The sequence below is a fragment of the Bradyrhizobium sp. B097 genome (assembly GCF_038957035.1).
Lineage (GTDB): Bacteria > Pseudomonadota > Alphaproteobacteria > Rhizobiales > Xanthobacteraceae > Bradyrhizobium.
Genome location: NZ_CP152412.1, coordinates 3,318,352 through 3,343,580, shown reverse-complemented (window position 1 = coordinate 3,343,580; position 25,229 = coordinate 3,318,352). Strand labels below are relative to the sequence as shown.

Annotated in this window: 20 protein-coding genes; 9 read left to right on the top strand and 11 right to left on the bottom strand. The window is 66.3% G+C overall.

Annotated elements, in window-relative coordinates:
* Positions 1 to 370: 370 nt before the first annotated feature.
* Together AAFG07_RS15430 and AAFG07_RS15425 are read left to right on the top strand one after the other, a co-directional pair.
* A complete protein-coding gene (locus tag AAFG07_RS15430; RefSeq protein WP_342728023.1) occupies positions 371 to 1,447 on the top strand; it encodes a YbhN family protein in 1,077 nt (358 codons plus the stop codon).
* A gap of 115 nt (positions 1,448 to 1,562) precedes the next feature.
* Positions 1,563 to 3,521 carry a hypothetical protein gene (locus AAFG07_RS15425; RefSeq protein ID WP_342728022.1) on the top strand — a complete coding sequence of 653 codons (1,959 nt, stop codon included), beginning with the start codon at positions 1,563 to 1,565 and terminating at the stop codon, positions 3,519 to 3,521.
* Between the two features lie 64 nt (positions 3,522 to 3,585).
* Here the strand turns inward: AAFG07_RS15425 and AAFG07_RS15420 are convergent, their stop codons facing one another.
* Both AAFG07_RS15420 and AAFG07_RS15415 read right to left on the bottom strand, forming a co-directional pair.
* Positions 3,586 to 4,155, bottom strand: coding sequence for a DUF2147 domain-containing protein (locus tag AAFG07_RS15420; protein WP_342728021.1), 570 nt, complete (start codon positions 4,153 to 4,155; stop codon positions 3,586 to 3,588).
* A gap of 127 nt (positions 4,156 to 4,282) precedes the next feature.
* Entirely contained in the window at positions 4,283 to 5,311 is a 1,029-nt protein-coding gene (locus AAFG07_RS15415; protein ID WP_342728020.1) for an NAD(P)/FAD-dependent oxidoreductase, read from the bottom strand.
* Between the two features lie 162 nt (positions 5,312 to 5,473).
* Here AAFG07_RS15415 and AAFG07_RS15410 point away from each other — a divergent pair, with 162 nt between their 5' ends.
* Positions 5,474 to 5,935 carry a thioesterase family protein gene (locus AAFG07_RS15410; protein WP_342728019.1) on the top strand — a complete coding sequence of 154 codons (462 nt, stop codon included), beginning with the start codon at positions 5,474 to 5,476 and terminating at the stop codon, positions 5,933 to 5,935.
* 6 nt (positions 5,936 to 5,941) lie between these two features.
* Here AAFG07_RS15410 and AAFG07_RS15405 read toward each other — a convergent pair whose 3' ends face one another.
* On the bottom strand, positions 5,942 to 6,262 hold the full coding sequence (locus AAFG07_RS15405) for a 2Fe-2S iron-sulfur cluster-binding protein (protein ID WP_092115454.1): 321 nt from the start codon (positions 6,260 to 6,262) through the stop codon (positions 5,942 to 5,944).
* Between the two features lie 163 nt (positions 6,263 to 6,425).
* Complete coding sequence (locus AAFG07_RS15400) at positions 6,426 to 6,803, bottom strand: Hpt domain-containing protein (protein WP_092115455.1); 378 nt, start codon at positions 6,801 to 6,803, stop codon at positions 6,426 to 6,428.
* Positions 6,804 to 7,182: 379 nt separating this feature from the next.
* Between AAFG07_RS15400 and AAFG07_RS15395 the strand changes: the two genes are divergently transcribed.
* Positions 7,183 to 13,116 (top strand): negative regulator of septation ring formation, encoded by a 5,934-nt coding sequence (locus AAFG07_RS15395; RefSeq protein WP_342728018.1) that lies wholly within the window; start codon positions 7,183 to 7,185, stop codon positions 13,114 to 13,116.
* A 106-nt stretch (positions 13,117 to 13,222) separates the two neighbouring features.
* Positions 13,223 to 13,585 (top strand): hypothetical protein, encoded by a 363-nt coding sequence (locus tag AAFG07_RS15390; protein WP_342728017.1) that lies wholly within the window; start codon positions 13,223 to 13,225, stop codon positions 13,583 to 13,585.
* Between the two features lie 39 nt (positions 13,586 to 13,624).
* Here AAFG07_RS15390 and AAFG07_RS15385 read toward each other — a convergent pair whose 3' ends face one another.
* From AAFG07_RS15385 to AAFG07_RS15375, 3 genes are all read right to left on the bottom strand, one after another.
* Positions 13,625 to 14,500 (bottom strand): MlaD family protein, encoded by an 876-nt coding sequence (locus AAFG07_RS15385; RefSeq protein ID WP_106328293.1) that lies wholly within the window; start codon positions 14,498 to 14,500, stop codon positions 13,625 to 13,627.
* Between the two features lie 121 nt (positions 14,501 to 14,621).
* Complete coding sequence (locus AAFG07_RS15380; protein WP_092115459.1) at positions 14,622 to 15,392, bottom strand: ABC transporter ATP-binding protein; 771 nt, start codon at positions 15,390 to 15,392, stop codon at positions 14,622 to 14,624.
* 2 nt (positions 15,393 to 15,394) lie between these two features.
* Positions 15,395 to 16,528, bottom strand: coding sequence for an ABC transporter permease (locus tag AAFG07_RS15375; RefSeq protein WP_342728016.1), 1,134 nt, complete (start codon positions 16,526 to 16,528; stop codon positions 15,395 to 15,397).
* Positions 16,529 to 16,662: 134 nt separating this feature from the next.
* Between AAFG07_RS15375 and dgcA the strand changes: the two genes are divergently transcribed.
* Positions 16,663 to 17,664: an N-acetyl-D-Glu racemase DgcA gene (dgcA, locus tag AAFG07_RS15370; protein ID WP_342728015.1), complete on the top strand. Its 1,002-nt coding sequence runs from the start codon at positions 16,663 to 16,665 to the stop codon at positions 17,662 to 17,664.
* On the opposite strand, the gene AAFG07_RS15365 is transcribed toward dgcA, so the two are convergent.
* Positions 17,634 to 18,833 carry an MFS transporter gene (locus AAFG07_RS15365; protein WP_342728014.1) on the bottom strand — a complete coding sequence of 400 codons (1,200 nt, stop codon included), beginning with the start codon at positions 18,831 to 18,833 and terminating at the stop codon, positions 17,634 to 17,636. The genes dgcA and AAFG07_RS15365 overlap by 31 nt on opposite strands.
* A gap of 75 nt (positions 18,834 to 18,908) precedes the next feature.
* Here AAFG07_RS15365 and AAFG07_RS15360 point away from each other — a divergent pair, with 75 nt between their 5' ends.
* From AAFG07_RS15360 to AAFG07_RS15350, 3 genes are all read left to right on the top strand, one after another.
* Positions 18,909 to 20,180, top strand: a complete 1,272-nt coding sequence (locus AAFG07_RS15360) for a hypothetical protein (RefSeq protein WP_342728013.1) — start codon at positions 18,909 to 18,911, stop codon at positions 20,178 to 20,180.
* 10 nt (positions 20,181 to 20,190) lie between these two features.
* Positions 20,191 to 20,544: an ADP-ribosylation/crystallin J1 gene (locus AAFG07_RS15355; RefSeq protein WP_342728012.1), complete on the top strand. Its 354-nt coding sequence runs from the start codon at positions 20,191 to 20,193 to the stop codon at positions 20,542 to 20,544.
* Between the two features lie 119 nt (positions 20,545 to 20,663).
* A complete protein-coding gene (locus tag AAFG07_RS15350; RefSeq protein WP_342728011.1) occupies positions 20,664 to 22,220 on the top strand; it encodes a caspase family protein in 1,557 nt (518 codons plus the stop codon).
* Positions 22,221 to 22,294: 74 nt separating this feature from the next.
* Here AAFG07_RS15350 and AAFG07_RS15345 read toward each other — a convergent pair whose 3' ends face one another.
* Genes AAFG07_RS15345 through AAFG07_RS15335 form a run of 3 tightly spaced genes read right to left on the bottom strand, consistent with a single transcriptional unit; the run spans position 22,295 to position 25,227 of the window.
* Positions 22,295 to 23,284, bottom strand: coding sequence for a threonine/serine dehydratase (locus tag AAFG07_RS15345; protein WP_342728010.1), 990 nt, complete (start codon positions 23,282 to 23,284; stop codon positions 22,295 to 22,297).
* A 42-nt stretch (positions 23,285 to 23,326) separates the two neighbouring features.
* The gene (locus AAFG07_RS15340) at positions 23,327 to 24,418 is read right to left on the bottom strand and encodes a glycosyltransferase family 1 protein (RefSeq protein ID WP_212310111.1); all 1,092 of its coding nucleotides are present in this window, start codon (positions 24,416 to 24,418) and stop codon (positions 23,327 to 23,329) included.
* Complete coding sequence (locus AAFG07_RS15335; protein WP_050403538.1) at positions 24,415 to 25,227, bottom strand: UDP-2,3-diacylglucosamine diphosphatase; 813 nt, start codon at positions 25,225 to 25,227, stop codon at positions 24,415 to 24,417. The genes AAFG07_RS15340 and AAFG07_RS15335 overlap by 4 nt, the downstream gene beginning before the upstream one ends.
* Positions 25,228 to 25,229: the final 2 nt, after the last annotated feature.

Sequence of the window (25,229 nt, the reverse complement as noted above, 5' to 3'; positions counted from 1 at the left end):
AGCCGGCCCGGACCTCCCCCACGCTGATGCATATCGTCTATTCGCTCCGCTCCGACGGCCCCGCAGCAGCGCTGCGACGACGGCAAAATCGGCAAAAACACCAACGAAATCGCTGGGAACGGCTGAAGGAAGGCGGAACATGCAGTGGTCCCGCCGCGGACGGCGACATGGCTGCGACTCACATTCCGCAGCGCGAGAACATATGTAGCCAATGTGACAACAACGCTGAACGGGAGCCGAAGGTTGGATTGTCAAGGGCTGCACAACGCATCGGTTTTGCCTTATGGGTCATCGCGTACGGTGCGTTTGCCCGTCACCCGTCGCCGACCGTGACCGGGTCCCACTGAAATTGTCCCTGCCGGGAGGATGAATGCTTCGGCTGCTGACCACGCTTGGGCGTGGCTTCAAGGAAAAGATCGGCTGGAAACGGCTCGGGATCGCTGCGAGCGTGCTCATCATCGCGTTCGCTATCACGACGCTGGTCCACACCCTGAAGGGCGTCGACACCGGTATCATCCTCACCGCGCTGACCGACATCGCGCCGCACCGGATCGCGCTGGCGGCGCTCTGCGTGGTCGGGGCGTTCTGCACGCTGACCTTCTATGACTTCTTCGCGCTGCGCACGATCGGCAAGACCCACGTCCCCTACCGCATCGCAGCGCTGTCGAGCTTCACCAGCTACACGATCGGCCACAATATCGGCGCCACCGTCTTTACCGGCGGCGCGATCCGCTTCCGGATCTATTCCGATTACGGCCTCTCCGCGATCGATGTCGCCAAAATCTGCTTTCTCTCGGGCCTGACCTTCTGGCTCGGCAATTTGTTCGTGCTCGGCTTCGGCATGGCCTGGCACCCCGCGGCGGCATCGGCGATGGACCTGCTGCCGCCGGCGATGAACCGGCTGATCGCGCTCGGCTGCCTTGCCGGCATCGGCGCCTATTTCGTCTGGCTCCTGACCGGCGAGAAGCGCCGCGAGCTCGGCCAGAACGGCTGGAAGGTGGTGCTGCCCTCGGCCAAGCTGACACTGCTGCAGATCATCATCGGCGTGGTCGATCTCGGCTTCTGCGCGCTTGCGATGTATCTCCTGATGCCGACCGAGCCGCATATCGACTTCGTCTCGCTGGCGGTGGTGTTCATCCTGGCGACGCTGCTCGGCTTTGCGAGCCACGCCCCCGGCTCGATCGGCGTGTTCGACGCTGCAATGCTGGTGGCGCTGCCGGAGTTCAGCAAGGAGCAATTGCTGGCGACGCTGGTCGTGTTCCGTATCCTCTATTTCCTGATCCCGTTCGGGATCTCGATCTCGATCATGGGCATGCGCGAGCTGTGGCTCAACGTGGTGCGGCCCTGGCAGGAACGAAAAAGACTCAGCCAAGCCTGCACGGCTTCGGCGACCGTGCGGCAACCGATCGAAAGCCGGCAGCAGCAGATCAGGCGGCTGAGACGGTAACAGCGAACGTTATCGGTCCGAAGTCCCTGTTTTGAGTCCCGGTTTCGATCCCGGATTGTTGGTCTCTGCAGCCGCTTCTCTTATTTTCGCCGTACCACTCGCGTCAAACCGCGCCATGATTGGCTCTTTGGTTCGATTTTCGTTTCGCGCAACGGTCTGCAGCGTGCTGCTCGGCAGCGCGCTCGCGGCGGTATTGGCTTCAGCCGCGGACGCGCAGGATAGCCAGCTCTCGATCTCCTGGGAGGTCCGCAACCGCTTCCGGCTGTTCCGCGAGGAACGCGACTTCCGCCTGCATGTCGAAAGCGGGCTCGGCCGCAGCGTGCTGGCCTCGGAACAGGCGCTGGAGATGCAAAGCGACGGCCGCGGCTGGGCGCGCAACACGGTCAACCGGCTCTGCATCGACCTGCAAGGCCGCGTCAGCGAGCCCTGCACCCGCGACAACGTCAAGGAAAGCTATCTGACGCCGATCGATCACCCGATCGTGGTGCGGCTCACGGGTCCGGTTCCGGTCGGCGCGACCTGCGCCTGGTCGTTCGACGACGGCGATGGGCCGCAATCCTCGACATTCGATTGCGCCGAGCCGGTCAATCTGCGCGTCCGCTACGGCCGCACCACGGTCGCGACCGTCGACGTCGCCAGCGGCTCGGATGCAAACCAGCGCGTGACGACCCAGATCGCGGTGCGCGATTTGCTGATCGCCGGCCTCGGCGACAGCATCGCATCCGGCGAAGGCAATCCCGATCGCGCGATCGCCCTCTCCGACGAAGGGTTCTGCTTCCGCTCCTATCTCGGCGGCGCGCAATACTACCGGCCGAGCCGCGCCGGCTACAAAGGCGGCCGCGCCTGCGAAGCGCCCGACACCCTGACCAACTGGCAGCGCCAAAGCGCGCTGTGGCTCAACTCGGCCTGTCACCGTTCGCTGTACAGCTACCAGACCCGCACCGCGCTTGCGCTCGCCGTGCAATACCCGCACATCGCGGTGACCTATCTGCCGCTGGCCTGCACCGGCGCCACCATCGCCGACGGCCTGCTCGGCTCGCAGCAGGCGCGGGAATGTCTGCCGACGAAAACCGCCAACACCTGCTCGGGCACCGTCAACGGCCAGATCGCGGAGCTGCGCACGGCACTCGCAGCCGTCAAGCGCCGGCAGCCGGACCGCACGCTCGATCTCGTGCTGCTGTCGGTCGGCGCCAACGACATCTATTTCTCCGGCCTCGTCGCCAACGTGATCGTCGACACGCCGACCGAACGCGCGCTGTTCAGCCAGGGCGGCTCGATGGCCAGCGTCGACGATGCCCGTTCGGCACTGGCGCGCGACCTGCCGGCCGATTTCGCCAAGCTGCGCGATGCGCTGAAGCCGTTGGTCGGCGGCGACCTCTCGCACGTGGTCTACACCGCCTACGCCAATCCGGCGCTGGCCAATGGCGGCGCGCCCTGCCCCGGCGGCCGCGCCGGCTTCGAGGTCCATCCCTCGTTCAACGCCGATCCGAAGCGGCTCGCGGCGGTCTCGGGCTTCGTGCAGAACGAATTCTTGCCGCAGCTCAAGGCGATCGCGCAGTGCCAGTCCGGCATCATCTGCCGCAGTCCGCAGGCCGAACGCATGACCTTCGTCGATGCGCATCAGGATGCGTTTGCAAGCCACGGCTTCTGCGCACGCGCGTCGACCGATCCGGAGTTCGACCGCGACTGCTTCGCCGCCAACGGCGACAGCTTCGTCTCCGACATCGTCGCCGCGGCCAACCAGCCGCTCAAATGCGGCCGCAGCGCCGGCGAATACCGCGCCTATCTGCCGCGTGCGCGCTGGATCCGCGATGCCAATGACAGCTATTTCGCGGCGATGACCTACCCGCAGGGCCTGCCGTCCTCGATGCAGCCAACCGACATCCACGATGCGACATGGGGCATCCTGTCGGCGGTGTATGGCGGCGCGGTGCATCCCAGCGCCGAAGGTCATGCGGCGATGGCCGATGCCGCGGTCCCCGCAGCCGCCACCGTGCTGCGATTGAACACCACGGTGCCTGAAGTGATCTCCGAGCCGGTCGCGCCATTGCCGACGGCACCGGAGCAACGCTGAACGCTGCACGCTCGCGACGCCGCACGCGTGCGGCCGCGAACCAACGTGATCCCAATGAGGATGTCTAGTGCCGCTTCGTCGCGGGCAAGGGCGCCGGTGGCGGCTTCATCGCTGCGGCTTGTGCGGGCAGATATTTGGCGACGATTGTGGGATCGAGCTGCGCCAGCGCGGTGTCCGGCAGCCGGGTCCAGACCTCGTCCTTGCCGAACAGCGAGATGCCGAGATAGCCGCGCATGGTCAGCGTCTGTCCATCGGCGCTCAGCGTCATCTTGGCCTTGTAGACCTTGCCGTTGCGCGGATCGAGCACGTTGCCGCCTTCATAGGCGAGCCCGTTGCGCTTCATGTCGCGGATCAGGGGAATGCCAAGCCACGGCATGTCCTTGCGATCGTCGGTGCATTTCGAGCAGACCGGATTGGGCGGATCGTCGGGCGCCGAGAACATCTTTGCGATCATGCCTTCGAACAGGCCGTTGCGCTCGATCACCAGGAACCAGCCTTCGGGCTTGCCGTCTTCGATCTTCTGCCAGAGTCCGGCCGCCGATAGCTCGGCCGCGGAAGCTGCAAGCGGAGCAGCTAGCGCAAAGGCCGTGGCGATCGCCAGGATCAGCCGAAGTCTGGATAGCGTGTTCCGCATCATCATCACCTGATCAATCGACAAACTCGATTACGAGCAGACTACGGCCATTTCGCGGAGTGTTCCAGTACCCGCGCCGCACGGGCAATGGCCCATGCCCCCGGCATTGGTCGCTGCTGAAGTGGAATCAGTTCACCCCAAGCTTCTTCTGCAAACTTGATGACGAGGTTGTGTACTGGAACACCAGCCGCTTGTCGGGATACACGTAGCGGTGCGCCTTCTGCGCCATCAACGCGCCCTCGTGGAAGCCGGAGAGAATGAGCTTCAGCTTGCCCGGATAGGTGTTGATGTCGCCGATCGCGAAGATGCCTGAAACGTTGGTCTCGAACGCTGCGGTGTCGACCGGCACCAGATTGTTCTCCAGCGCTACGCCCCAGTTCGCGACCGGACCGAGCTTCATGGTGAGCCCGAAGAACGGCAGCATCGTATCGCAGGCGATCGTCGACATCGCATTGTCGTTGCCCTTCAGCGCGGCGCCCGAGAGTTGACCGTTGGCGCCTTCGAGCCCGGTGACCTGGCCGATCTTCAGATCCATCTTGCCGTCGGCAACCAGCGCACGCATCTGCTCGACGCTGTGCGGCGCCGCGCGGAAATCGTCGCGCCGGTGCAGCAGCGTGATGCGCTTGGCGATCGGATGCAGGTTGAGCGTCCAGTCGAGCGCGGAGTCGCCGCCGCCGACGATCAGGATGTTCTTGTCGCGGAACTGCTCCATCTTGCGCACGGCATAGAACACTGACGTGCCCTCATAGGCCTCGATGCCCGGCACCGGCGGGCGCTTCGGCTGGAACGAACCGCCGCCCGCGGAGATCACGACGACCTTGACCTCGAACTCCTTGCCGGCATCGGTCTTCACGCGGAACAGGGGATCGCCGATCTTCTCGATGCTCTCCACCATCTCGTTGAGATGGAAGGTCGCGCCGAACGGCTTGATCTGCTCCAGCAGTTGCTCGGTCAGGCCCTGGCCGGTGACAAAGGGAATCCCGGGAATGTCGTAGATCGGCTTCTCCGGATAGAGCTCGGCGCACTGCCCGCCGATCTTGTCGAGGATGTCGACCAGATGCACCTTCATGTCGAGCAGGCCCAGTTCGAACACGGCGAACAGTCCACAGGGGCCCGCGCCAATTATCAGCACATCGGTCTTGATCGCTTCGCTCATGTCCGCTTCTTTTCAGTTGAGATCGACTGGACGGCTCTCGCCTGTCCAGCCGAGTGGGCCGGATCGGGACATGCATAATAGGGACAGCGGCTGGCGCGGCAACCCCTTGCCGAGCCTGCGTAACTCGGCTGTATGGGCGGGAAACCGACGGAGATCCCCCTCGTGAATGCCCCTGTCCGCGCCGACGATGCACCGCGCCTGGAAGACTTTCCCTATCGCCTGTCCGACAATGTGCGCTTTGCCGATCTCGACCCGAACGGGCACGTCAACAACGCCGTCTATGCGAGCTATTTTGAGACCGGCCGCGTCACGCTGGTGAAGGACCTCAGCATGGGGCTGATGCCGGCCGGGCTTGGCTGGATCATGGTGCGGCTCGACATCCATTTCCGCGCCGAGCTGCACTGGCCGGGACAGATCGAGCTCGGGCTCGGTCTCGTCAAGTTCGGACGGACGTCGACCACTTTCGATCAGGTGGTATTTTCGGAAGGGAGATGCGTGGCGTCGGCGAGGGCGGTCACCGTGATGATCGATGAGGCCACGCGCAGACCGACACCGCTGCCGGCGGAGGTCAAAGAGAACTTCCGCCGCTGGGTCCGTCGCGGTGTGAACCCGGACGGCGAATAAATCAGGTCAGGCCTGCCGCTCCGGCGTCGACACGACCAGTCCGTCGAGATCGTCGGTCACCTTGATCTGGCAGGACAGCCGCGAATTCGGACGCACGTCGAAGCCGAAATCCAGCATGTCCTCTTCCATCGGCGACGGCGCGCCGACCTTCTCGCGCCACGCGTCATCGACATAGACATGGCAGGTCGCACAGGCGCAGGCGCCACCGCATTCGGCTTCAATGCCGGGAATGGCGTTGCGGATCGCACCTTCCATCACCGTCGCGCCGTTCTCGATATCAATGGAGCGTTTCTCTCCGGAATGGTCGATAAAGTGTATTTTGGCCATGATTGCTCGTGCTGCCGGAATGCGCCGGACGATGGTTGGAAAGGTCCCGGCAGTCGTATAACGGGTCGATCCGTACAGCGCTAGCACGGAGACCGAAAACCTGCCGGCCGGCCAGGGGCGGCGCCCTACCCGTTGCCGCAGGCCGTGGAGAGGGCCGATAAGGCTAGGAGCGGCCCAGAATCAGCTCGATCGCCGTGCGCGCTTCGGCGATCGCGGCCCCGAGCGCGGCGAGCGGCTGGGCCGGGTCGGAACCGGCGGTGAGCGCGGTTTCCAGGTTGGCGGCCGCCTCGGCAACGCCGAAGGCGCCAATCGCCCGCGCCGATCCTTTCAGGGTGTGGGCGTGGGTCGGAGCCTCCGGCGGCAAGGCAGCCAGCTCGCCAAGGATCCGGGCCGACTGGGTCGAGAACATCGCCAGCACTTCCCGCTCCAGCCCCGGGTCGCCCAGCGTCATCCGCCTGAGGTGATCGACGTCGATCGGCCCGTCGCCCGGCGCGAGCGGCGGCGATTGCGTCCATTCGACCCGTTCGAGATGAAGCGGCATGGCCTGTCCCTGTCGTCTCTGCCGGGCTTCACCGGCGGACCGTTCGCCCAGCCAATCACGAAACTGGTTAACGAATTGTTGTCGGGACGATCGGCAAAACCGCCCGATTCTGGACAATTTCCGGACACAATCGGCCCTCTGCGGCAGGAATTTCGAGTACCCATAAGGCCTTATGGCGCAAAGCTGTTAACGATGATTAAGAAAGTATTAATCGCAAGCATTTCATTCGCATCGCTCTCCCAATAGGATGTTTGCGGATGTAGCGGACAAGCCGCCGAGGGGGCGCTTGCGCTCCGCTTGTGGGCACCGGCTTCGAGCTTGCGTGGGGACGATCGCAGGCTCGCCGACGCGTAAAATAGTGAGAGGGCTCAGACTGAACATGGCGAACACTCCCAAGAAGGTCAAAGATCCCACCGAAGTCGCGCTTTCTGCCATCCAGGAAGCCCTCAACATCAGCGAGCAAGGCGCGGAGAGCCGCAGCCCCCTCAACGACGGCGCCGCGCCGCCGAGCCTGCCGCCGTCAGCTCCGGATTTTTCGGCCGCATCGTTCGAGTCCCGTGCGAATACCGATCGTTCGGTGTTCGAGCCGATCGAGGAGCCGCGCGCGCCGCGCCGCGCCGCCAATGATGATCGCGAGACCATCGGCCAGATGCTGCAGACGCTGCAGGGAGGCCGCGCCCGCAACGCCTTCACGCTGTTTTTCGTCTGCTCCGGCGCCTGGCTGCTCGGCGGCGTCATCCTCACCATCGCGTTCTGGCCGGCCCTGCAGGCTTCGATGGCCCAGGGCACCGGCGTCCTGGTGCTCGCCGGCCTCGCCGCGCTGTTCGCCGTTCCGGTGCTGCTGTTCTATTATCTCGCCAGCCTCGCCTCGCACGGTCAGCGCATGCAGATGATCGCGCAATCGATGGCGCAGGTCGCAATGCGATTCTCCGAGCCGGAAAACGCCGCCGCCGATTCCATGGTGACGGTCGGCCAGGCGATCCGCCGCGAGGTCGCGGCGATGGGCGACGGCGTCGAACGCGCGATCGCGCGCGCCGGCGAGCTCGAGACCCTGGTTGCCAACGAGGTGGCGGCGCTGGAGCGCGCCTATTCCGACAATGAAGTGCGTATCCGCGCGCTGCTGCAGGACATCGCCCATCAGCGCGACAATCTGGTCGGCCAGGCCGAGCAGGTGCGCAGCGCGATCTCCGGCGTGCAGATCGACCTGCGCCACGACATCGCGCTGATCTCGGACGCGATTGCCTCGCGCGTCGACGAGGTCGCCAAGAGCATCACCGGCGCGCTCGAAGAGCGCGGCCAGCACATCACGACTGCGCTGAGCCATGCCGGCGACAACATGATCCTCGCGCTCGGCGAGCGCGGCGGCGACCTGCTCGACCGCCTCGAGGAAGCCAGCGCCGAGACCACGCGCGCGGTGATGGACGCCTCCGAGCGGCTCACCACCAGCCTCAACTTCAAGACCGGCCATGTCCATGACGAGTTCGTCGACCTGGCCGACCGCGTCCACGAGATGCTGAACGAGCGCATCGACCGCATCACCGGCGAGTTCGAGCAGCGTTCGTCTGCGATCGTCGACGGCATCTCCGACCGCACCGAAGAGGTCCACGACTCCCTGAAGAATTCCGCGGACTCGCTGCTGCTCGAGCTCGAACTGCGCAGCAACGACCTGGTCAGCAAGATCGACGACGCCGGCAACCGCCTCGCCGGCCAGATCATGACGTCCGGCGACAGGGCGAGCGAAGCGCTCGACGTCACCGTCAATTCGCTGGTCGCCAAGGTGGTGGGCCAGACCGAGACCGCGCACGACTCGCTGTCGCTGCAGATGAGCGCGTTCGACGACCTGGTGAAGAACCACGGCAGCGAGCTCGCCGAGAAATTCGCCCGCGACTCCGGCACGCTCGGCGCGCTGATCACCCGCCACATCTCGGAATTCGACCGCACCGTGAAGACGTTCGGCGGCGACATCGTCGAGCGCATGGGCCAGCGGACCCAGGACATCGCCGACAGCCTGAAGACCTATGTCGACACCTTCGACAATCGCGTCACCAGCAATAGCGGCGAGATCACCGCTTCGCTCGACCAGCGCCTGCTGCAATTCGAGACCACGCTGGGCAGCCGCGTCACCAATCTCGACGCCTCGCTGTCCGACAAGCTGTCGTCGTTCGACTCATCGCTCGCCACCAAGATCGGCTCGTTCGACGGCCGCCTGCAGTCGCTGGATGACGCGATCGACGGCCGCATGCGGACGCTCGAAGTCACCTTCGAGAGCCGCGCCAAGTCGGTCACCGACACCATCGACGGCCATCTCGGCACGCTCGCGACCCAGCTGACCGAAGGCGCCACCCAGGCGATCCACTCGATCGACTCGCGCCTCGGCCTGCTCACCACGACCCTGACCGAGGGCACCGTGCAGGCGATCGCCGCGGTCGACCACCGCATCAACGGCGTCACCGAGACCATCGACGGCCACAGCAACCGCCTGGTCGACACCATCAACGGCCACAGCACCCGCCTCGCCGATACCATCAACGGTCACAACAGCCGCCTCGTCGACACCATCAGCGGTCATAGCTCGAACCTGACCGACACCATCTCGGCGCGCTTCGCCGACATCCAGCAGGGCATCGAGAGCCGCGTCGGCGTCATCGCCGGTGACATCGACACCCGCGTCGCGCAGTTCGAGGACCTCTTGGGCTCGCGCGTCGAGGCCGTCGCCGGCCGCATCGAGAGCAGCGGCCGCCAGGCGAGCGAGGACCTGATGTCCCGCGCCGAAATGTTGTCGTCGAGCATCAAGTCCCATGTCGAGGACGCCGAGCGCTCGCTGACCAACCTCGTGGTCAACACCAGCGAAACCATCCAGACCGGCGCGCGCACCGCGCAGCAGGCGCTGCTCACCGTGTCCGCGGATGTCGGCAACCAGCTCAAGCAGAGCTCCGCCGAGGTCGAGAGCGTGCTGACCGCCGTCGGCACCAGCGCCGCCAACTCGATCCTCACCAGTGCCCGCGACGCCCAGGTCTCGCTGGTCTCCGCCTCCGGCGACGTCGCCTCGCAGATCAAGGCGCTGTCGGAGGACGTCGAGCGCACGCTGCAGGCGGCCGGTAGCGCCACCGCAGCCTCGGTGCTGTCGGGCGCCCGCGACGCGCAGACCACGCTGGTCTCGGCCTCGATCGAAGCCGCAAGCCAGGTCAAGTCGCTGGCTTCCGATGTCGAGCAATCGCTGTCGATGTCCGGCTCTGCCGCTGCCGAAGCGATCATGACCGGCGCCCGCGAGGCCCAGACCACGCTGATCGCGACATCGGCCGACGTCACCGGTCAGGTGAAGTCGCTCGCCAGCGACGTCGAGCGCTCGCTGTCGATGGCCGGCTCCGCGACCGCGGAAGCCGTCGTCGCCTCCGCCCGCGAGGCCCAGAGCACGCTGGCCGGCGCGTCGACCGAAGCCACCAACCTGGTCCGCACGCTCGCGGCCGACATGCAGCACTCGCTCTCGACCGCCGGCACCGCGACCGCGGAAGCCGTCGTCGCCTCCGCCCGCGAGGCCCAGAACACGCTGGCCGGCGCCTCGACCGACGCCACCAATCTGGTCCGCACCCTGTCGGCCGACATCGAGCGTTCGCTGTCGATGGCAGGCTCGGCCACCGCGGAAGCCATCGTCGCCTCCGCCCGCGAGGCCCAGAGCACGCTGGCCGGCGCATCCACCGAGGCCACCGATCTGGTCCGCACGCTGGCGGCCGACATGGAGCGCTCGCTGTCGATGGCCGGCTCCGCCACCGCGGAATCGATCACGGCAGGCGCGCGTGAAGCCCAGAGCATGCTGGTCAACGCATCGACCGAGTCTGCGACAAAGGTGTCGGCGCTTGCTGCCGATATCCAGCGCGCGCTGTCGATGGCCGGTTCCGGCACCGTCGAGGTGCTGACGGCCGGCGCGCGCGAGGCGCAGAACACCCTCGTCACCGCGTCGACGGATGCAGCCAACCACGTCAAGTCGCTGGCAGCCGATGTCGAGCGCACCCTGACCTCGGTCGGCACCAACACCGCCCAGACGATCCTCGGCAGCGCCCGCGATGCCCAGAACTCGTTCGTGGCAACGTCCAACGAGGCCGCAACCCAGATCCGCGCGATCTCGGTCGAGATCGAGCGCTCGCTGACCACGACCAGCGCGGAGACTGCACAGACCATCCTGGGCAGCGCCCGCGAGGCCCAGAGCTCGTTTGCGGCGACCTCCGCCGATGCCGCCGCCCAGATCCGCACGCTCTCGACCGATATCGAGCGCGCGCTGGGTTCGGTCACGGCCAAGACCACCGACAACATCCAGACCTCTGCGCAGAACGCACAGGCCGCGCTGATCACCATGTCCAACGAGGTCTCGACCAAGGTCAAGACGACCTCCGCCGACATCGAACGTTCGGTGCTGTCCGCTTCCAGCGCATTCGGCTCGGCGATGACCGGCAAGACCGACGAGATCGTCACCTATGTGCAGCAGCAGACCGAGCGGCTGTCGCAGATGGTCGACGGTCGCCGCGGCTCGCTGGTCGAGGCGCTGACCGCCAAGACCACGCAGCTGTCGAACGACATGGATCGCGCCACCGCGGACGCGCTGAGGGCGATCGAAACCCGCGGCCTCGCCTTCTCGCAGTCGATGGCGGCGCATGGCGGCGATGTCGCGCGCAACATCACCTCGGCCGGCGATCAGGCGACCGGCGCGGTGGCGAAGTCGCTCAAGGAGCTCGAGCAGGCCTCGCGCGCGGCGATCGACCAGTCGCGCCAGGTCTCGATCTCGGCCGTCACGGAGATGCAGGAGACCAGCAAGATCCTGCGCACCGATACGGTGGCGCTGTTCGAGCGGCTGCGCGAGGGCAACATCCTGCTGCAGGAAGTGCTGACCGGCGCCCACGACAACCTCAACTCGCTGGAGCGCGCGCTGGTGACCCGCGTGGCCGACTTCGTGTCCGCCATGAACGACGTCACCTCGCGCAACGGCGTGGCGACCCAGACGCTGGAAGACCAGCTCACGGTGTTCAACAGCAAGACCGGCAAGGCGCTGGAAGATCTCGGCGCACTGTCGAGCCAGTTCGAGACCCATGGCAAGGCGCTGATCGAGGCGGCTGCCGTGGTCGAACAGGCCAACCGCTCAACGACGGCCTCCGTCAGCGAGCGCAAGTCGGCGCTGGAATCGCTGGTCACGACCATCGATCTGCGCACCACCGATCTCGACCAGCGGCTGTCGCGCTTCACCGGGCTGCTCGATGAATCGCTCGGCGCGGCCGAAGAACGCGCCCGCGACATCGCGCGCGTGGTGGCGGAGACCGCAGGCGCCGGTTCGGCTGCGATCAGCAAGCAGTTCGAGGCGGTGCGCATGGCCGCCGAGAACGAGCGTCAGCAGACCGTCGACGCCATGAGCGACCTCTACCAGCAGAGCAACGCCGAGACCGATGCGATGTTCAAGGAATCGACGGAGAAGTTCTCCGCGATGGTCACGGCGATGAAGCAGATGGCGAGCGAGATGCACAGCGAGCTCGAGGCCACCCGCAACGAGCTGCGCCGCGGCGTGCTGGAAATGCCGCAGGAGGCCGCCGAAAACACTGCGCAGATGCGCAAGGTGATCGTCGACCAGATCGAGGCCCTGGCCGAGCTGAACCGCATCGTCGCCCATCACGGCCGCGGGCTCGACGTGGTCTCGTCCAACCGCGCCAGCGTCCGCCACGAGGAGCCGGTGATGGCTGCCGCCGGCGGCCGCGCCGACGTGCGCATGCGGGACAGCGTGCGCGACAATGGCAACAGCGCCGCGACGCTGCCGCCGCCGGATCTCGGCATGGCAACCACCTCGCGCCGCACCGAGGCCCCGTCGGTCAGCCCGGCCGGCCCCAACAACGGCGATGGCTGGCTGTCCGACCTGCTCAACCGCAGCGACGCGCCGCCGCCTGCCCCGCAGAACCGCGACGCCCAGCAGCGCCCGCGTCCGCAACAGCAGCCGACCGCCAATCCGCTGGAATCGCTGTCGCTCGACATCGGCCGGCTGATGGACCGCACGCTTGCGGCCGAGATGTGGGATCGCTACCAGCGCGGCGAGAACAAGGCGTTCTCCAAGCGCCTCTACACGCCGGCCGGCCAGAAGGCCTTCGACGAGGTGGCCCGCAAGTACCGCGCCGACCGCGGCTTCAAGCAGACGGTCGACCGCTACATCGCGGAATTCGAGCGCCTGCTCGACGAAGTCGCCCGCGAAGGTCGCGGCCAGCAGGAGCTGAGCGGCCACCTGACCTCGGAAACCGGGCTGGTCTACACCCTGCTTGCCCACGCCGCGGGACGGCTGGGGTAAGCGTTCGAACCATCGCAGTACAAGAAACGGAGGCAGCGATGCCTCCGTTTTGCTTTTGACCGCCGCAAGACTAAGTTTTGCGGGAGAACGAGCTGGGAGGGTTCAGATGTTGCTCGCACCCTGGCGGCCCATCGTCGCGCTGACGATGCTCGGGATAATTGGGGTCGCCGCGGTTGCGACGGCGGACCCGATCCAGCCGTCCAAAATCCGGACCATCAAAATACAGGAGCCGAACAAGCCGGCAGCCGACACGCCTCTCGTTCGAACGACGCCCGTCCGGCCGGCCGGCGGTGAGACTCGCGATGCGTCCGGTCGCGAATGGCCGGCAACGAACGGCGTCGTCGATGCGGCATCCGATCCCCACCGCGTACGCAGCCTGACGATTCACTCCGAGCAGACGTATCCGGACGACCGCTATCGCCGCTTCGTTCCTGAAGCAGCCGAGCCATCTGAGGCGGCGCCCCAGTAGGACTGCGACGATCGTCGGGACGAACGGAGGGCGCGTAGCCTATTGCTGCCGGCGCCGCGGGCCGGCCGGTGCTGCGGCCGGAGCCGGCGCGGGCTCTGGTGCGGCATTGTTGCTGCCGCCGAAGATCACCCGGCTCGGGTTGCGGTCGAAATTGTTCACGGCGCGGCTGATGTCGGACAGCGTGCGGCGGCCGTCGTTGATCAGGAGATTGGATCGCTTGTCGAGATCGTCGGCGAGCTCGCGGATCGACTTCACCATCAGGTTCAGCTCGCTGCCATTGTTGCCGCCCGCGATCGCATTGAGGCCCAGCATCAGATTGTCGGCCTTGCCCATCACGCCGTCGACCTTGAGCATGACGTTGTCGATCTTCTCGGAATTGCGCGCCAGCGCCTGGGTGAAGACCTCGAGATTCTTCAGCGAATTCTTCACCGACTGCTGATTGTCGGCGACGATGCGGTTGACGTTTTGCAGGGTAGCGCGGATCGCTTCGGTGACATCCTGCAGCGCATTCGGGTCGGCGGTCAGAACCGGGATGCCATCCTCATCCAGCGGCACCGGCGGAGCGGCCTCCTCGCCGCCCTTCAGCGAGATCGCGGCGACGCCGGTCAGGCCCTGGAATTCGAGGCCGACCAGGGTGTCCTTGCGCAGCGGTGCGTTGTTCTCGATCATCGCCAGCGCGACCACGCGCCTGGGGTTGTCGAGCTTGACCGAGACCACTTCCCCTATCCGGATACCGTTAAAATTGACATTGCCGCCGTTGCGCAGGCCCGACGCCGGCCCCTCGAAGATCACCCGCAAGGGGCTGCGCTGCTTGGTGGTGTGCAGGCTCTGGAACCACAGCACGAAGCCGAACGCCGCGGCGATTACCGCCAGCGTGAAAGCCCCGATCAAGACGTAGTTCGCCCGCGTTTCCATCAATTGCTCGCGTTCATCACTCTTGGGCGCTCGCGCAGTCGGCCTGCGTTCGAACCCGTCGAATTCCCTGTTGGCGCATGATCTCGTCCGAAAACCGGTCTTTTCGTTTCGGGATCATGGGCTAGGCCACAACGGCGCGGGCGCGCTTGCCGTTGAAATATTGCTGCAACCACGGATGCTGCGATGCCTTCATGTCGGCGATCGATCCTGCAGCAATGATCTTACCGTTCCCTAAAACGGCGATACGGTCGCACGCCGTGTAAAGACTGTCGAGATCGTGGGTTACCATGAAAACGGTCAGCCCCAAAGTGCGCTGCAGGGTGCGCACCAACTCGTCGAAATCGCCGGCGCCGATCGGATCGAGGCCCGACGTCGGCTCGTCGAGAAACACGAGCTCCGGATCGAGCGCGAGCGCGCGCGCCAGCGCGACGCGCTTGATCATGCCGCCGGACAGTTCCGACGGATAGCGATCGGCGACCTCGGGCTTCAGCCCGACCATCACCAGCTTCGCCACCATGATCTCGTCGAGCAGCCGCTGCGAGACCCGCAGATATTCGCGCGCCGGAAACTGGATGTTCTGGCGCACCGTGAGCGAGGAGAACAGCGCGCCCTGCTGGAACAGGATGCCCCAGCGCCGCTCGACGGCGCGGCGCTGCGCCGAGTTCGCGGCATCGAGATCGACGCCAAACACTTCGATGCGGCCGGAGACTTTCGGCACGAGTCCGATGATCGTGCGCGTCAGCACCGATTTGCCGGCGCCGGACGGGCCGACGAAGCCGAGGATCTCGCCGCGCTTGACGTCGAGGTCGAGGCCGTCGAGCACACGGGTGTTGCCGAACTGGACCGTGATGTCGCGGACCCGGATGATGGCGTCGATGTCCTGCTCCGCCATGATCACATCCCGATCGAGGCGAAGAAGATCGCGAACACGCCGTCCATCACGATCACGAAGAAGATCCCTTTCACCACCGACGCGGTGGTGTGCTGTCCGAGCGACTCCGCCGAGCCCTGTACCGCCAGTCCCTCGACGCAGGCGACGATGCCGATCACCGCAGCCATCACAGGCGCCTTGACCATGCCGACGATGAAATGGTCGATCGATATGGCATCACGAAGGCGGAGCAGGAAGGCCTCCGGATCGACGCCGCCATAGAGCCAGGCCACCAGGCCGCCGCCATAGAGCGCGGCCATCGCGCCGAGGAAGGCCAGGATCGGCAGCGCCAGCACCAGTGCCAGCATGCGCGGCAGGATCAAGACCTCGATCGGATCGAAGCCCATGGTGCGCAGCGCGTCGATCTCCTCGCGCATCTTCATCGAGCCGAGTTCGGCGGTATAGGCCGAGCCGGAACGGCCCGCGACCATGATCGCGACCAGCAGCACGCCGATCTCGCGCAACACCAGCACACCCAGCATGTCGACCACGAAGATATCGGCGCCGAACCTGCGGAAATGGAAGATGCCCTGCTGCGAGATGATGCAGCCGATCAGGAAGGTGATCAGCACGACGATCGGCACCGCGCGCAAGCAGACCTGCTCGAGGTGATGCACAGTCGAGGTGAAGCGGAAGCTGCGCGGATGGATCAGCACCTTGGCGGCCGCGGCCAGCACCGCACCGAGCATATCAACGAGGCCGATGATGGTGCCGCTGACCCCGGCCACGGTGCGCCCGATCTGCTCGAGCATGCCCGATATCAGCAGCGGTTCGCTCGCGGCCTTGGGCGCGGGGCCGACGCGGCGGACCTCGTCGACCAGGCTGGAATAATTGGCCGAGAGGCCCGCGATCTCGGCTTCGGCGCTGGCATCGCTGAGGCTGCGGCGCAGCCGCTCGATCAGCCACGCGCCGAACGTGTCGAGGCTCGCGACCTGCGACACGTCGATGAAGATGTGGGGACGGCTGCCGCGCAGCTTCTCGGCGTCGGAGACGATCCGCTCGAGCGCGGGCGCAAAGCGGGCTGTCCAGTTGCCCGCCGCACACAACGCCAGTCCTTCGCCTTGGGCTATCCGCTCCAGTGTCGGGTCGCCGCTCACCTTTTGCCTACCCCTCAAGCCGGCTGGCCGTTGATCTCCGGCGGCTTGCCGGATCGGCTTGTCGAATCTGCCGCTAACCAGCCATAGTTGGTTGCGCGTCGCAAGCTACGGTTCAGGAAATAGTAGACTTTAAAATGACTTCCACCCCTCCCGGAGCGGTTTCCCTGACAGGGCGGATCGAGCGCTGGCCGATCGCCGGAACCTTCACGATCAGCCGTGGCGCCAAGACCGAGGCGGTCGTCGTGGTGGCCGAGGTGAGCCAGGGCGGCCTCACCGGCCGCGGCGAATGCGTGCCCTATCCGCGCTATGGCGAAACGCCCGAAGCGACGCTACAGGCGATCCAGGCGATGCAGGGGCCGCTCGCCAGTGGCATGGACCGGATCGCCTTGCAGGCCGGCATGCCCGCTGGCGCCGCCCGCAATGCGCTGGATTGCGCGCTGGCGGACCTCGAGGCCAAACGCGCCGGCAGGCGGATCTGGAACCTGCTCGGCCGCCCCGCGCCCGAACCGCGCACCACCGCCTATACGATCTCGCTCGGGACGCCTGCGGCGATGGCGGAGGCCACCGCGAAGGCCGCGCACCGCGCGCTGCTCAAGATCAAGCTCGGCGGCGATGGCGACGCCGCGCGGATCGCCGCCGTGCGCAAGGCGGCGCCGGCATCCGAACTGATCGTCGATGCCAACGAAGCCTGGACCGAGGACAACCTCGCCGCCAATCTTGCGGCCTGCGCCGATGCCGGCGTCACGCTGATCGAGCAGCCGCTGCCGGCGGGCAAGGACGAGGCGCTGCTGCGCATCAAGCGCCCGGTTGCGGTCTGCGCCGACGAGAGCGTGCATGACCGCGCCTCACTCGAGGGCCTGCGCGGCCGTTATGACGCCGTCAACATCAAGCTCGACAAGACCGGCGGACTGACCGAAGCGCTCGCGATGGCGGCCGCCGCCCGCGCGCTCGGCTTCGAGATCATGATCGGCTGCATGGTCGCGACCTCGCTGGCGATGGCGCCGGCGATGCTGATCGCGCAAGCCGCGCGCTTCGTCGATCTCGACGGCCCGCTGCTGCTGGCCAGGGACCGCGACCACGGCCTGCGCTACGAGGGCAGCCTGGTCTATCCGCCCGACGCCGCACTCTGGGGATGATGGGTTAGTCGCCTCCGCGCCAGCCACATCACTAAGCCGCCGATGGCCGCCATCGCCGCCATCATGTCGTAGACGCCGAGCCCGAAGCGCGCATAGACCACGCCGCTGACGATCGCCGTGGTGCTTGCGACAATGCCGCCGCAGGCGGTGAGATAGCCCTGCGCGCGCGCCATTACATGAACCGGCACGTGATGCACCATCAGCCCCATGATGCCGACCTGGGTGAGGCCGAAGCTCAGCCCGTGGCCGAGCTGGACCACGGCGAGCACGGCAAGCGGCGGATCCTGCGCGGTGATCGCCCAGCGCGCCACAGCGCTGGCGGCCGCGATCATCACCAGGACAGCCGATGGCAACCTGAAGCGCGGCGAGGCCGCAAACAGCACGATCTCGGCGATCACACCGAGCACCCAAAGAGCCGCGATGGTCAGGCCGCTGAAGCCGGCCTGCTGCCAGGCAATCGATGCGAAGATGTAATAGGCGCCGTGGCTGCCCTGGATCAGCGCCGAGGACACGATGATCGCGAGGAAGGTCGGATTGCGCAGCAGCCGCGGCGCGCCGGCCGCCGGCGTAGCTGCGGCCGCTGGGCGGCCGAGCGGCCGCAGTGTCAGTCCGACGAGAGCGCCGAGCACCGTCACGGCGGTGATGATCCAGATCAAATTGACCTCGGCGACATAGCGGAGCAAGAACCCGCTGATCAGCGCGCAGACCGCGAAGGCGGCCGAGCCCCAGAGCCGCAGCGGTCCGTAGCTGAGGCCAAATTGCCTGACGCCGCGCAGCGCGTAGGCGTCGGTGAGCGGCACCATCGGCGTCCACACGCAGCAGGTCAGCGCATAGACCGCGAGCAACACCAACGGCTGGTGCTGGGTGCCGATCACGGCAAAGCCCAATGCGGTGGCGAATCCCGTGGCGATCATCGCGCCGCGCAGCATCTGGCGCCGCTCCGCCGCCGCGGTGACCAGCGGCAGCACGGTGAAGCGCGTCACCGGCGGCACCGCCGTGATGAGGCCGATCCAGGTGGCATCGATCCCGATCGCCTTCAGCCACACCGTGAAAAACGGCAGGTGGACCCCGGTCATCCCGAACGTCGTGGCATAGAATGCCGCGAGGCTGCGCGCGAATCGCCGCGGCGCGACTTTGGCTGCGATGGGGATTTGTGATTCGGAAGACATCAATTCAATTGCGATTCGCGCGATATCGTGGTGATCGTTAGCGTAACGCGCAGTGATTTGCGCGGAGAGATTGTGATGGCCGAAGAAGCATTCGCCCTGTCGCCGATATCCGCCCGCGCCGCCCTGCCGAGCGAGGAGGACTATGCTGCGATCAGCGCGGCCTTCATGGAGACCTCGCGGGGCCGCTGGTTCCTCGGCGAATACGCCAAGCGCAACCGCAACGCCGACACCCGCATGGTGCTCGATGCCGTGGCGCGGATCGAGGACAGTCTCAGCGCGCAGCGGCAAGCCGCCGCAGCGGCCATCAGGGACGAGCAGCTGGCGCAGGCGCTGGCCGCCCTGCGCGGCGCGATCGAGGCGGCCCAGGCCTCGGCCATCGCGGCGCTCGACGGCATCAGCTTCGAGCCAAACCTCGCGCCGGTTCGCAAGGGCGTGCGGGTGATTCGGGAGATCTCCTGGCGGCTGCGCGAGATCGGCAATGACGGCCGGATCTGCGACATCATCGATTCGCAGGCCAGCGCGATCGAGGCCGGTGCGACCCAGGTTTCGATGGACGACGCCAAGGCCGTGCTGGATGCCGCTTTCGCGGCGCTGGCCCGCCGGCTCAACGAATTCGATCCGGACAAGGCGGAAACGCCTGCGGCCGAACCTGACGTTACCGAAGCACCGGTGGCGGAACCGCTCGCTGCTGCCCCCTCGCCGCAACCAGTGGCGGAAAGCGCTGCCGCCGAGAGCGCTGCGCCCGACGCCACCATGGCCGCCACGCCGCCGGCGCCGCCTCAGGAGGCCGTTGCACCGCCGAGCATTGAGGCTACCGCGGCCGCAATGCCGGAGCCGAACGAAGCATGGCTCAAGGCGGAGGCTGCGCTGGCCGAAGCCGAAGCCGCAGAGCTCGCCCGCGTCACCGAGGCCGCCGCTGACGCCCAGGACGAAGCGGTGCTCGACCTCATCGCGATGGAGATGGGCGCGCCCGATCCGATCGACGAAGAAGCGATCGCCGAAGAGATGCACCTTGCCGAGGAGATGCGCGTCGCCGAGGCGATGGCTGACGAGCCCGAGATGGTCGCACCGGCCATTCAGCCCGAGCCCGCACCGGCGCCCGAGCCGATCGAGGTCAAGGTCGAGCCGCCACCGATGGCCGCAGCACCGATTGCTGTGGCTCCGGTAGCCGTGCCGCCGCCCCTCCCACCCACCGTGGAGGCTGCCGTCGCTCCCGCAGCAGAAGTCTCGCTCGGTTCGACCATCATCGCGAGCGGCCTTTTGAAAAAGCCGCGCGTCGCAGCCAACGATCCCCTCGCGCCGATCCGCCGCATGACCCAGGTCGAGAGAATCGCGTTCTTCTCGTAAGCGCGGTCCGATGCCCGACGAAGCCGACACGATCACTCTTTGGCGACCTGTGGGCCCCCAGGAGCTCGCCCTGATCGAGCAGAGTGGCATGCGTGCCTTTCCGCCGCGGCTTCCCGATCAACCGATCTTCTATCCGGTCCTGACGGAAGAGTACGCCGCAAAGATCGCGCGCGACTGGAACGTGCCCGCAAGTGGCACCGGATTCGTCACACGGTTTCGGGTCAAGCGAAGCTTCATCGATCGCTATGATGTGCAAGAGGCTGGCGGCCACGCGCATCTCGAATACTGGATCCCTGCGGACGACCTGCCGGCGTTCAATGCTGCAATCGTCGGGCCGATCGAAGTCATCCGCAGCTTCCCTTGAGGCGGTTTTCTGCCATTGACCACCCGCGCAGCGTGACCCAGCTCACGTACGGCGGGCGTGTCCGCGCCTAGCCTCCCCGCGACCGGTCCTGCACCGGGACCAGCTTTTGGGAGCGCGCGATGGTCCGCCTGACATCCATCATGATATCTGCCGCATTGCTCGGTCTGCTGAGCCTCGGTGTATCGGACACAGCATCTGCCGAGACCAGCGGCGTCACCGTCGGCAATGCAACGCAGACGCCGGCACAATCGATCGATCAAGCCGCTTCGCCGGCGACGCCTGCCACAGCAGCGCCGGCAGCGCGACGCGGCCCCGAGCAGCGCGTCGCGCTCGTGATCGGCAATGCGAACTACGAGAATGCGCCGAAGCTCGCCAATCCCGGCAATGACGCGCAGTCGATGGCCGAGCTGTTGAACACGGCCGGCTTCGAGGTGATCGCCGCGACCGACCTCAGGCAGGGCGACATGGTGAAGGTGTTGCAGGATTTTTCCGACAAGGTCGCGGCGCGCGGCCCCGGCACGGTCGCGATGATCTATTACGCCGGCCACGGCGTGCAGCTCGCCGGCGAGAACTATCTGATTCCGGTCGATGCCAAGATCGCAACGCCGTCCGACCTCGACGGCAATGCGGTGCGCCTCGTCGACGTGATGGGCACGCTCGAGAACGTCCCGAGCCGGATGCGCATCGTGGTGCTCGATGCCTGCCGCAACAACCCGTTTCCGAACGTCAGCGATGCCGGCCGCGGCCTTGCCGTCGTCGATGCCCCGAACGGCTCGATCGTCGGCTATTCGACCGCGCCCGGCATGGAAGCGCAGGACGGCAGTAACGGCCACAGCCCCTACACCAACGCCTTCCTGCGTCTGGCGCGCGAGCCCAATCTGCCGATCGAGCAGCTGTTCAAGCGCATTCGCCTCGACGTCAACTCGACGACCGACGGCCGGCAGACACCCTGGGAAAGTTCGTCGCTGACCTCCGACTTCTATTTCTTCGGCGACACCGCGGTCGCGTCGGCGCGTGCACCGGCGAATGGTCCGGTCGTACAGATGGCATCGAACCTGCCGAACCGGTCGGTGCGCCAGGCCTATGATTTCGTGCTGTCGGAGGGGCGGCCGGAATACTATGAGGAATTCATCCGGCTCTATCCGCGCGATCCGCTCTGCGACCGCATTCGCTTCCTGCTGACGAACTGGTTGCAGGTCGCGGCCTGGCACAAGGCGGTGCTCGCCAACACGCCGTTCGCCTACAAGACCTTCCACGACAATTTCGGCAACAGCCCCTACACGCAGTCGGCGTTGAAGCTGCAGGCGCAGCCGAAAGCAATCCCGCTGATGCAGTTCACGCGGCTTTCCAGTCGTCCAGCCTTCGGGCCGATCAATGCCGGCGCGCAAGGTGCCGTCGGCAAGATCGTGACCATGCCTGCGCCTGGAGCGAAGCCGGTCGGCATGCCAAGCTCAATCGGCAAGGGCAAGGTCGCAAGCCTTCCTGCCGCGAATGCCGGCAACACCACGTCGAACCGGATCATGAAAGATAACAGCGGGCAGCACTTCCGCGCCGAGCGGCAGAGCACGCGAGTCAACCGGACGGGATCGGGTGGTAGCCATACAGCGTTTCACCCAAGTCCGTCCGGCTCTCTCGGCGGAATGGGCGGCAGCCACCGTGGCGGCTTCAGGCACTGATCAGCCGCGCTCCACAACGAAACGGGGGCAGAGCGACGACCGCCCTGCCCCCATTTCTCTTCGAGACGCTGGTCTCAGGCGACGAGCTTCGCAAACAGGTCGGCGTCGACATTGCCGCCCGAGAGCACGATGACGACGTTCTTGCCCTTGGCGTCGATCCGTCCCGCCAGCAGCGCCGCGAGCCCGACCGCGCCGCCGGGCTCGACCACGAGCTTCAGCTCGCGATAGGCGAACGCGACGGCTGCGCCGACCTCATCGTCGGAGACGCTGACGCCATTCGCGAGCAGCTTGCTGTTGATGGCAAACGTGAGTTCGCCCGGCATCATCGCCATCAGCGCATCGCAGATGGTGCGCGGCGCAACCGCATGCGCCTCGCGATGGCCGACCTTGAGCGACAGAGCGTGATCGTCATAGCCCGCGGGCTCGGCGACGATCACCTGGGCCTGCGGATATTTCGCCTTCACCGCGGTCGCAACACCTGCGATCAGGCCGCCGCCGGAAGCCGGCGCGACGACGATGTCGGGCACGAGCCCGAGCGCGGCCATGTCCTCGGCGATCTCGCGGCCGGCGGTGCCCTGGCCCGCGATCACGAAGGGATCGTCATAGGGACGCACCAAGGTCGCACCGCGCTTGCTGGCGATGCCATTGGCGATCGCCTCGCGGTCGTCGCGATCACGATCGTACAGCACGACCTCGGCGCCATAGGACTCGGTCCGCTCACGCTTGGTGATCGGCGAGTCCGCAGGCATCACGATGGTCGCCTGCATGTTGAGGATCTTTGCCGCCGCGGCAACGCCCTGGGCGTGGTTGCCCGAGGAGAACGCGACGACACCCCCGCTCCGCTTGTCCTGCGGTATAGAGGCGAGCTTGTTGAAGGCGCCGCGGAACTTGAACGATCCGGTCCGTTGCAGCATCTCGGGCTTGAGGAAGACCTGGGTGCCGACGCGTTCGTTGAGAACGGGGAAAGTCAGGAGCGGCGTGCGCACCGCGAACGGCGCGACCACCCTTGCGGCGGCATCGATGTCCGCAGCATCGACGGGTGGATTGAGAGTGATGTCCGTCATCCACGATTTGTATCGCGGCGGCGGGTAACCCGGCAAGACGCTTTAGCGTGAGTTTGGCTGAGGCGCCGGCAAGGCCGCGAAATGGTGCTCTTCGGCGCCGAATTCGAGCGCCTCGCCCTCGCCGTCGGGCGCCGCGGGGCGGACGTTCATGCAGCGGTCGATGAACACCCGGGCCGACGCCTGCCAGGTGTGGAGCGCGGCGAAATCGACGCAGGCCTGCCGCGGGATGCTGAGCGCCTCCAGGCAGGCGTGGCGCAGATCCTCGTCGAGGACGCCGACCGGCGCCGCGCCGATCACGTCGCGGGGACCGGTGACCGGAAAAGCGGCAACCGGCAGGCCGCTGGCCAACGCTTCAAGCAGCACCAAACCGAACGTATCGGTGCGGCTGGGGAAAACGAACACATCGGCCGCGGCATAGATTTCGGCCAATTCTTCCCCATGACGGGCGCCGAGGAAGAGGGCTTCGGGATATTTCCGCTCCAGTGCCGCCCGCGCCGGGCCGTCGCCGACCACCACCTTGGTGCCGGGCAGATCGAGATCGAGGAATGCCTCGAGGTTCTTCTCCACCGCCACCCGGCCGACGCTGAGATAGACCGGCTGCGGCAGGCAGAGATCGACATCGCGCGGGTGGAACAGCGCGGTATCGACGCCGCGCGACCACAGGACCACGTTGCGGAAGCCGCGCTGGCGCAGTTCGGCGGCCAGCGCCGGGGTCGCGGCCATCACCGCCCGGCTCGGCCTGTGGAACCAGCGCAGCGCACGCCACACCCAGGCTTCCGGAACAGGCGTGCGTGCCGAGACGTACTCCGGAAAGCGGGTGTGGAAGCTCGTCGTGAACGGCAGGCCGTGTTTGCGGCAATAGCGGCGGACCGACAGCCCGATCGGGCCTTCGGTCGCGATATGGATGCTGTCGGGCCTGGCCGCCTCGATCAGGCTGGCGACCTTGGCCTGGTACGGCAGCGCCAGCCGGAGATCGCGATAGCTCGGCATCGCGAAGGTGCGGAACTCGTCCGGCGTCAGGAAGCTCACCTCGACGCCGAGCGATTTCGCCGCCTCTGCCATCATGGTCAGCGTGCGGACAACCCCGTTGACCTGGGGATGCCACGCATCGGTCGCGACCAGGATATGCGTCATGCAGCGCGTGCCGTCACTCGCGGAACTGGCGCGATCCGGCGCACCGGGTCGGTCCAGGTAATGATCTCGAAATGGCCGTCCTCATGCTCGGCGAGCGCCGTGCAGCTCTCCACCCAGTCTCCGCAATTCATGTAGCGGATGCCGTGCTCGTCATGAATCGTCGCGTAATGGATGTGGCCGCAGATCACGCCGTCACAGCCATGACGCCGCGCCTCGCCCGCCAGCGTCGCCTCGAACGCGCCGATATAGTTCACCGCCTTCTTGACCTTCAGCTTGGCCCATTGCGACAGCGACCAGTAGGGAACGCCGAACATCTTGCGGAAGAAGTTGACGAAGCGATTCATCTGGATCGCGAAGTCGTAGGCCTTGTCGCCGAGATGAGCGAGCCAGCGCGCGTTCTGCACCACGAGATCGAAGATGTCGCCGTGGATCACGAGGTAGCGCTTGCCGTCGGCGCCGGTGTGAACGGTGTTCTCCACCACGTCGATGCCGCCGAAATGCGTGCCGTAATATTTGCGCAGGAACTCGTCGTGGTTGCCCGGGACGTAGATCACCTTGGCGCCCTTGCGCGCCTTGCGCAGCATCTTCTGCACGAAATCGTTGTGGGTCTGCGGCCAGTACCAGTTCGACTTCAGCGCCCAGCCGTCGACGATATCACCAACGAGGTAGATCGTGTCGGCATCGTGGGAGCGGAGGAAGTCCAGCAGGCGGTCGGCTTGCGAACCGCGGGCTCCGAGATGAACATCGGAGATAAACAAAGTGCGAAAGCGCCGCTCGGGGCTTTCTTCACTCAAGGAGTCACTTCCCATGC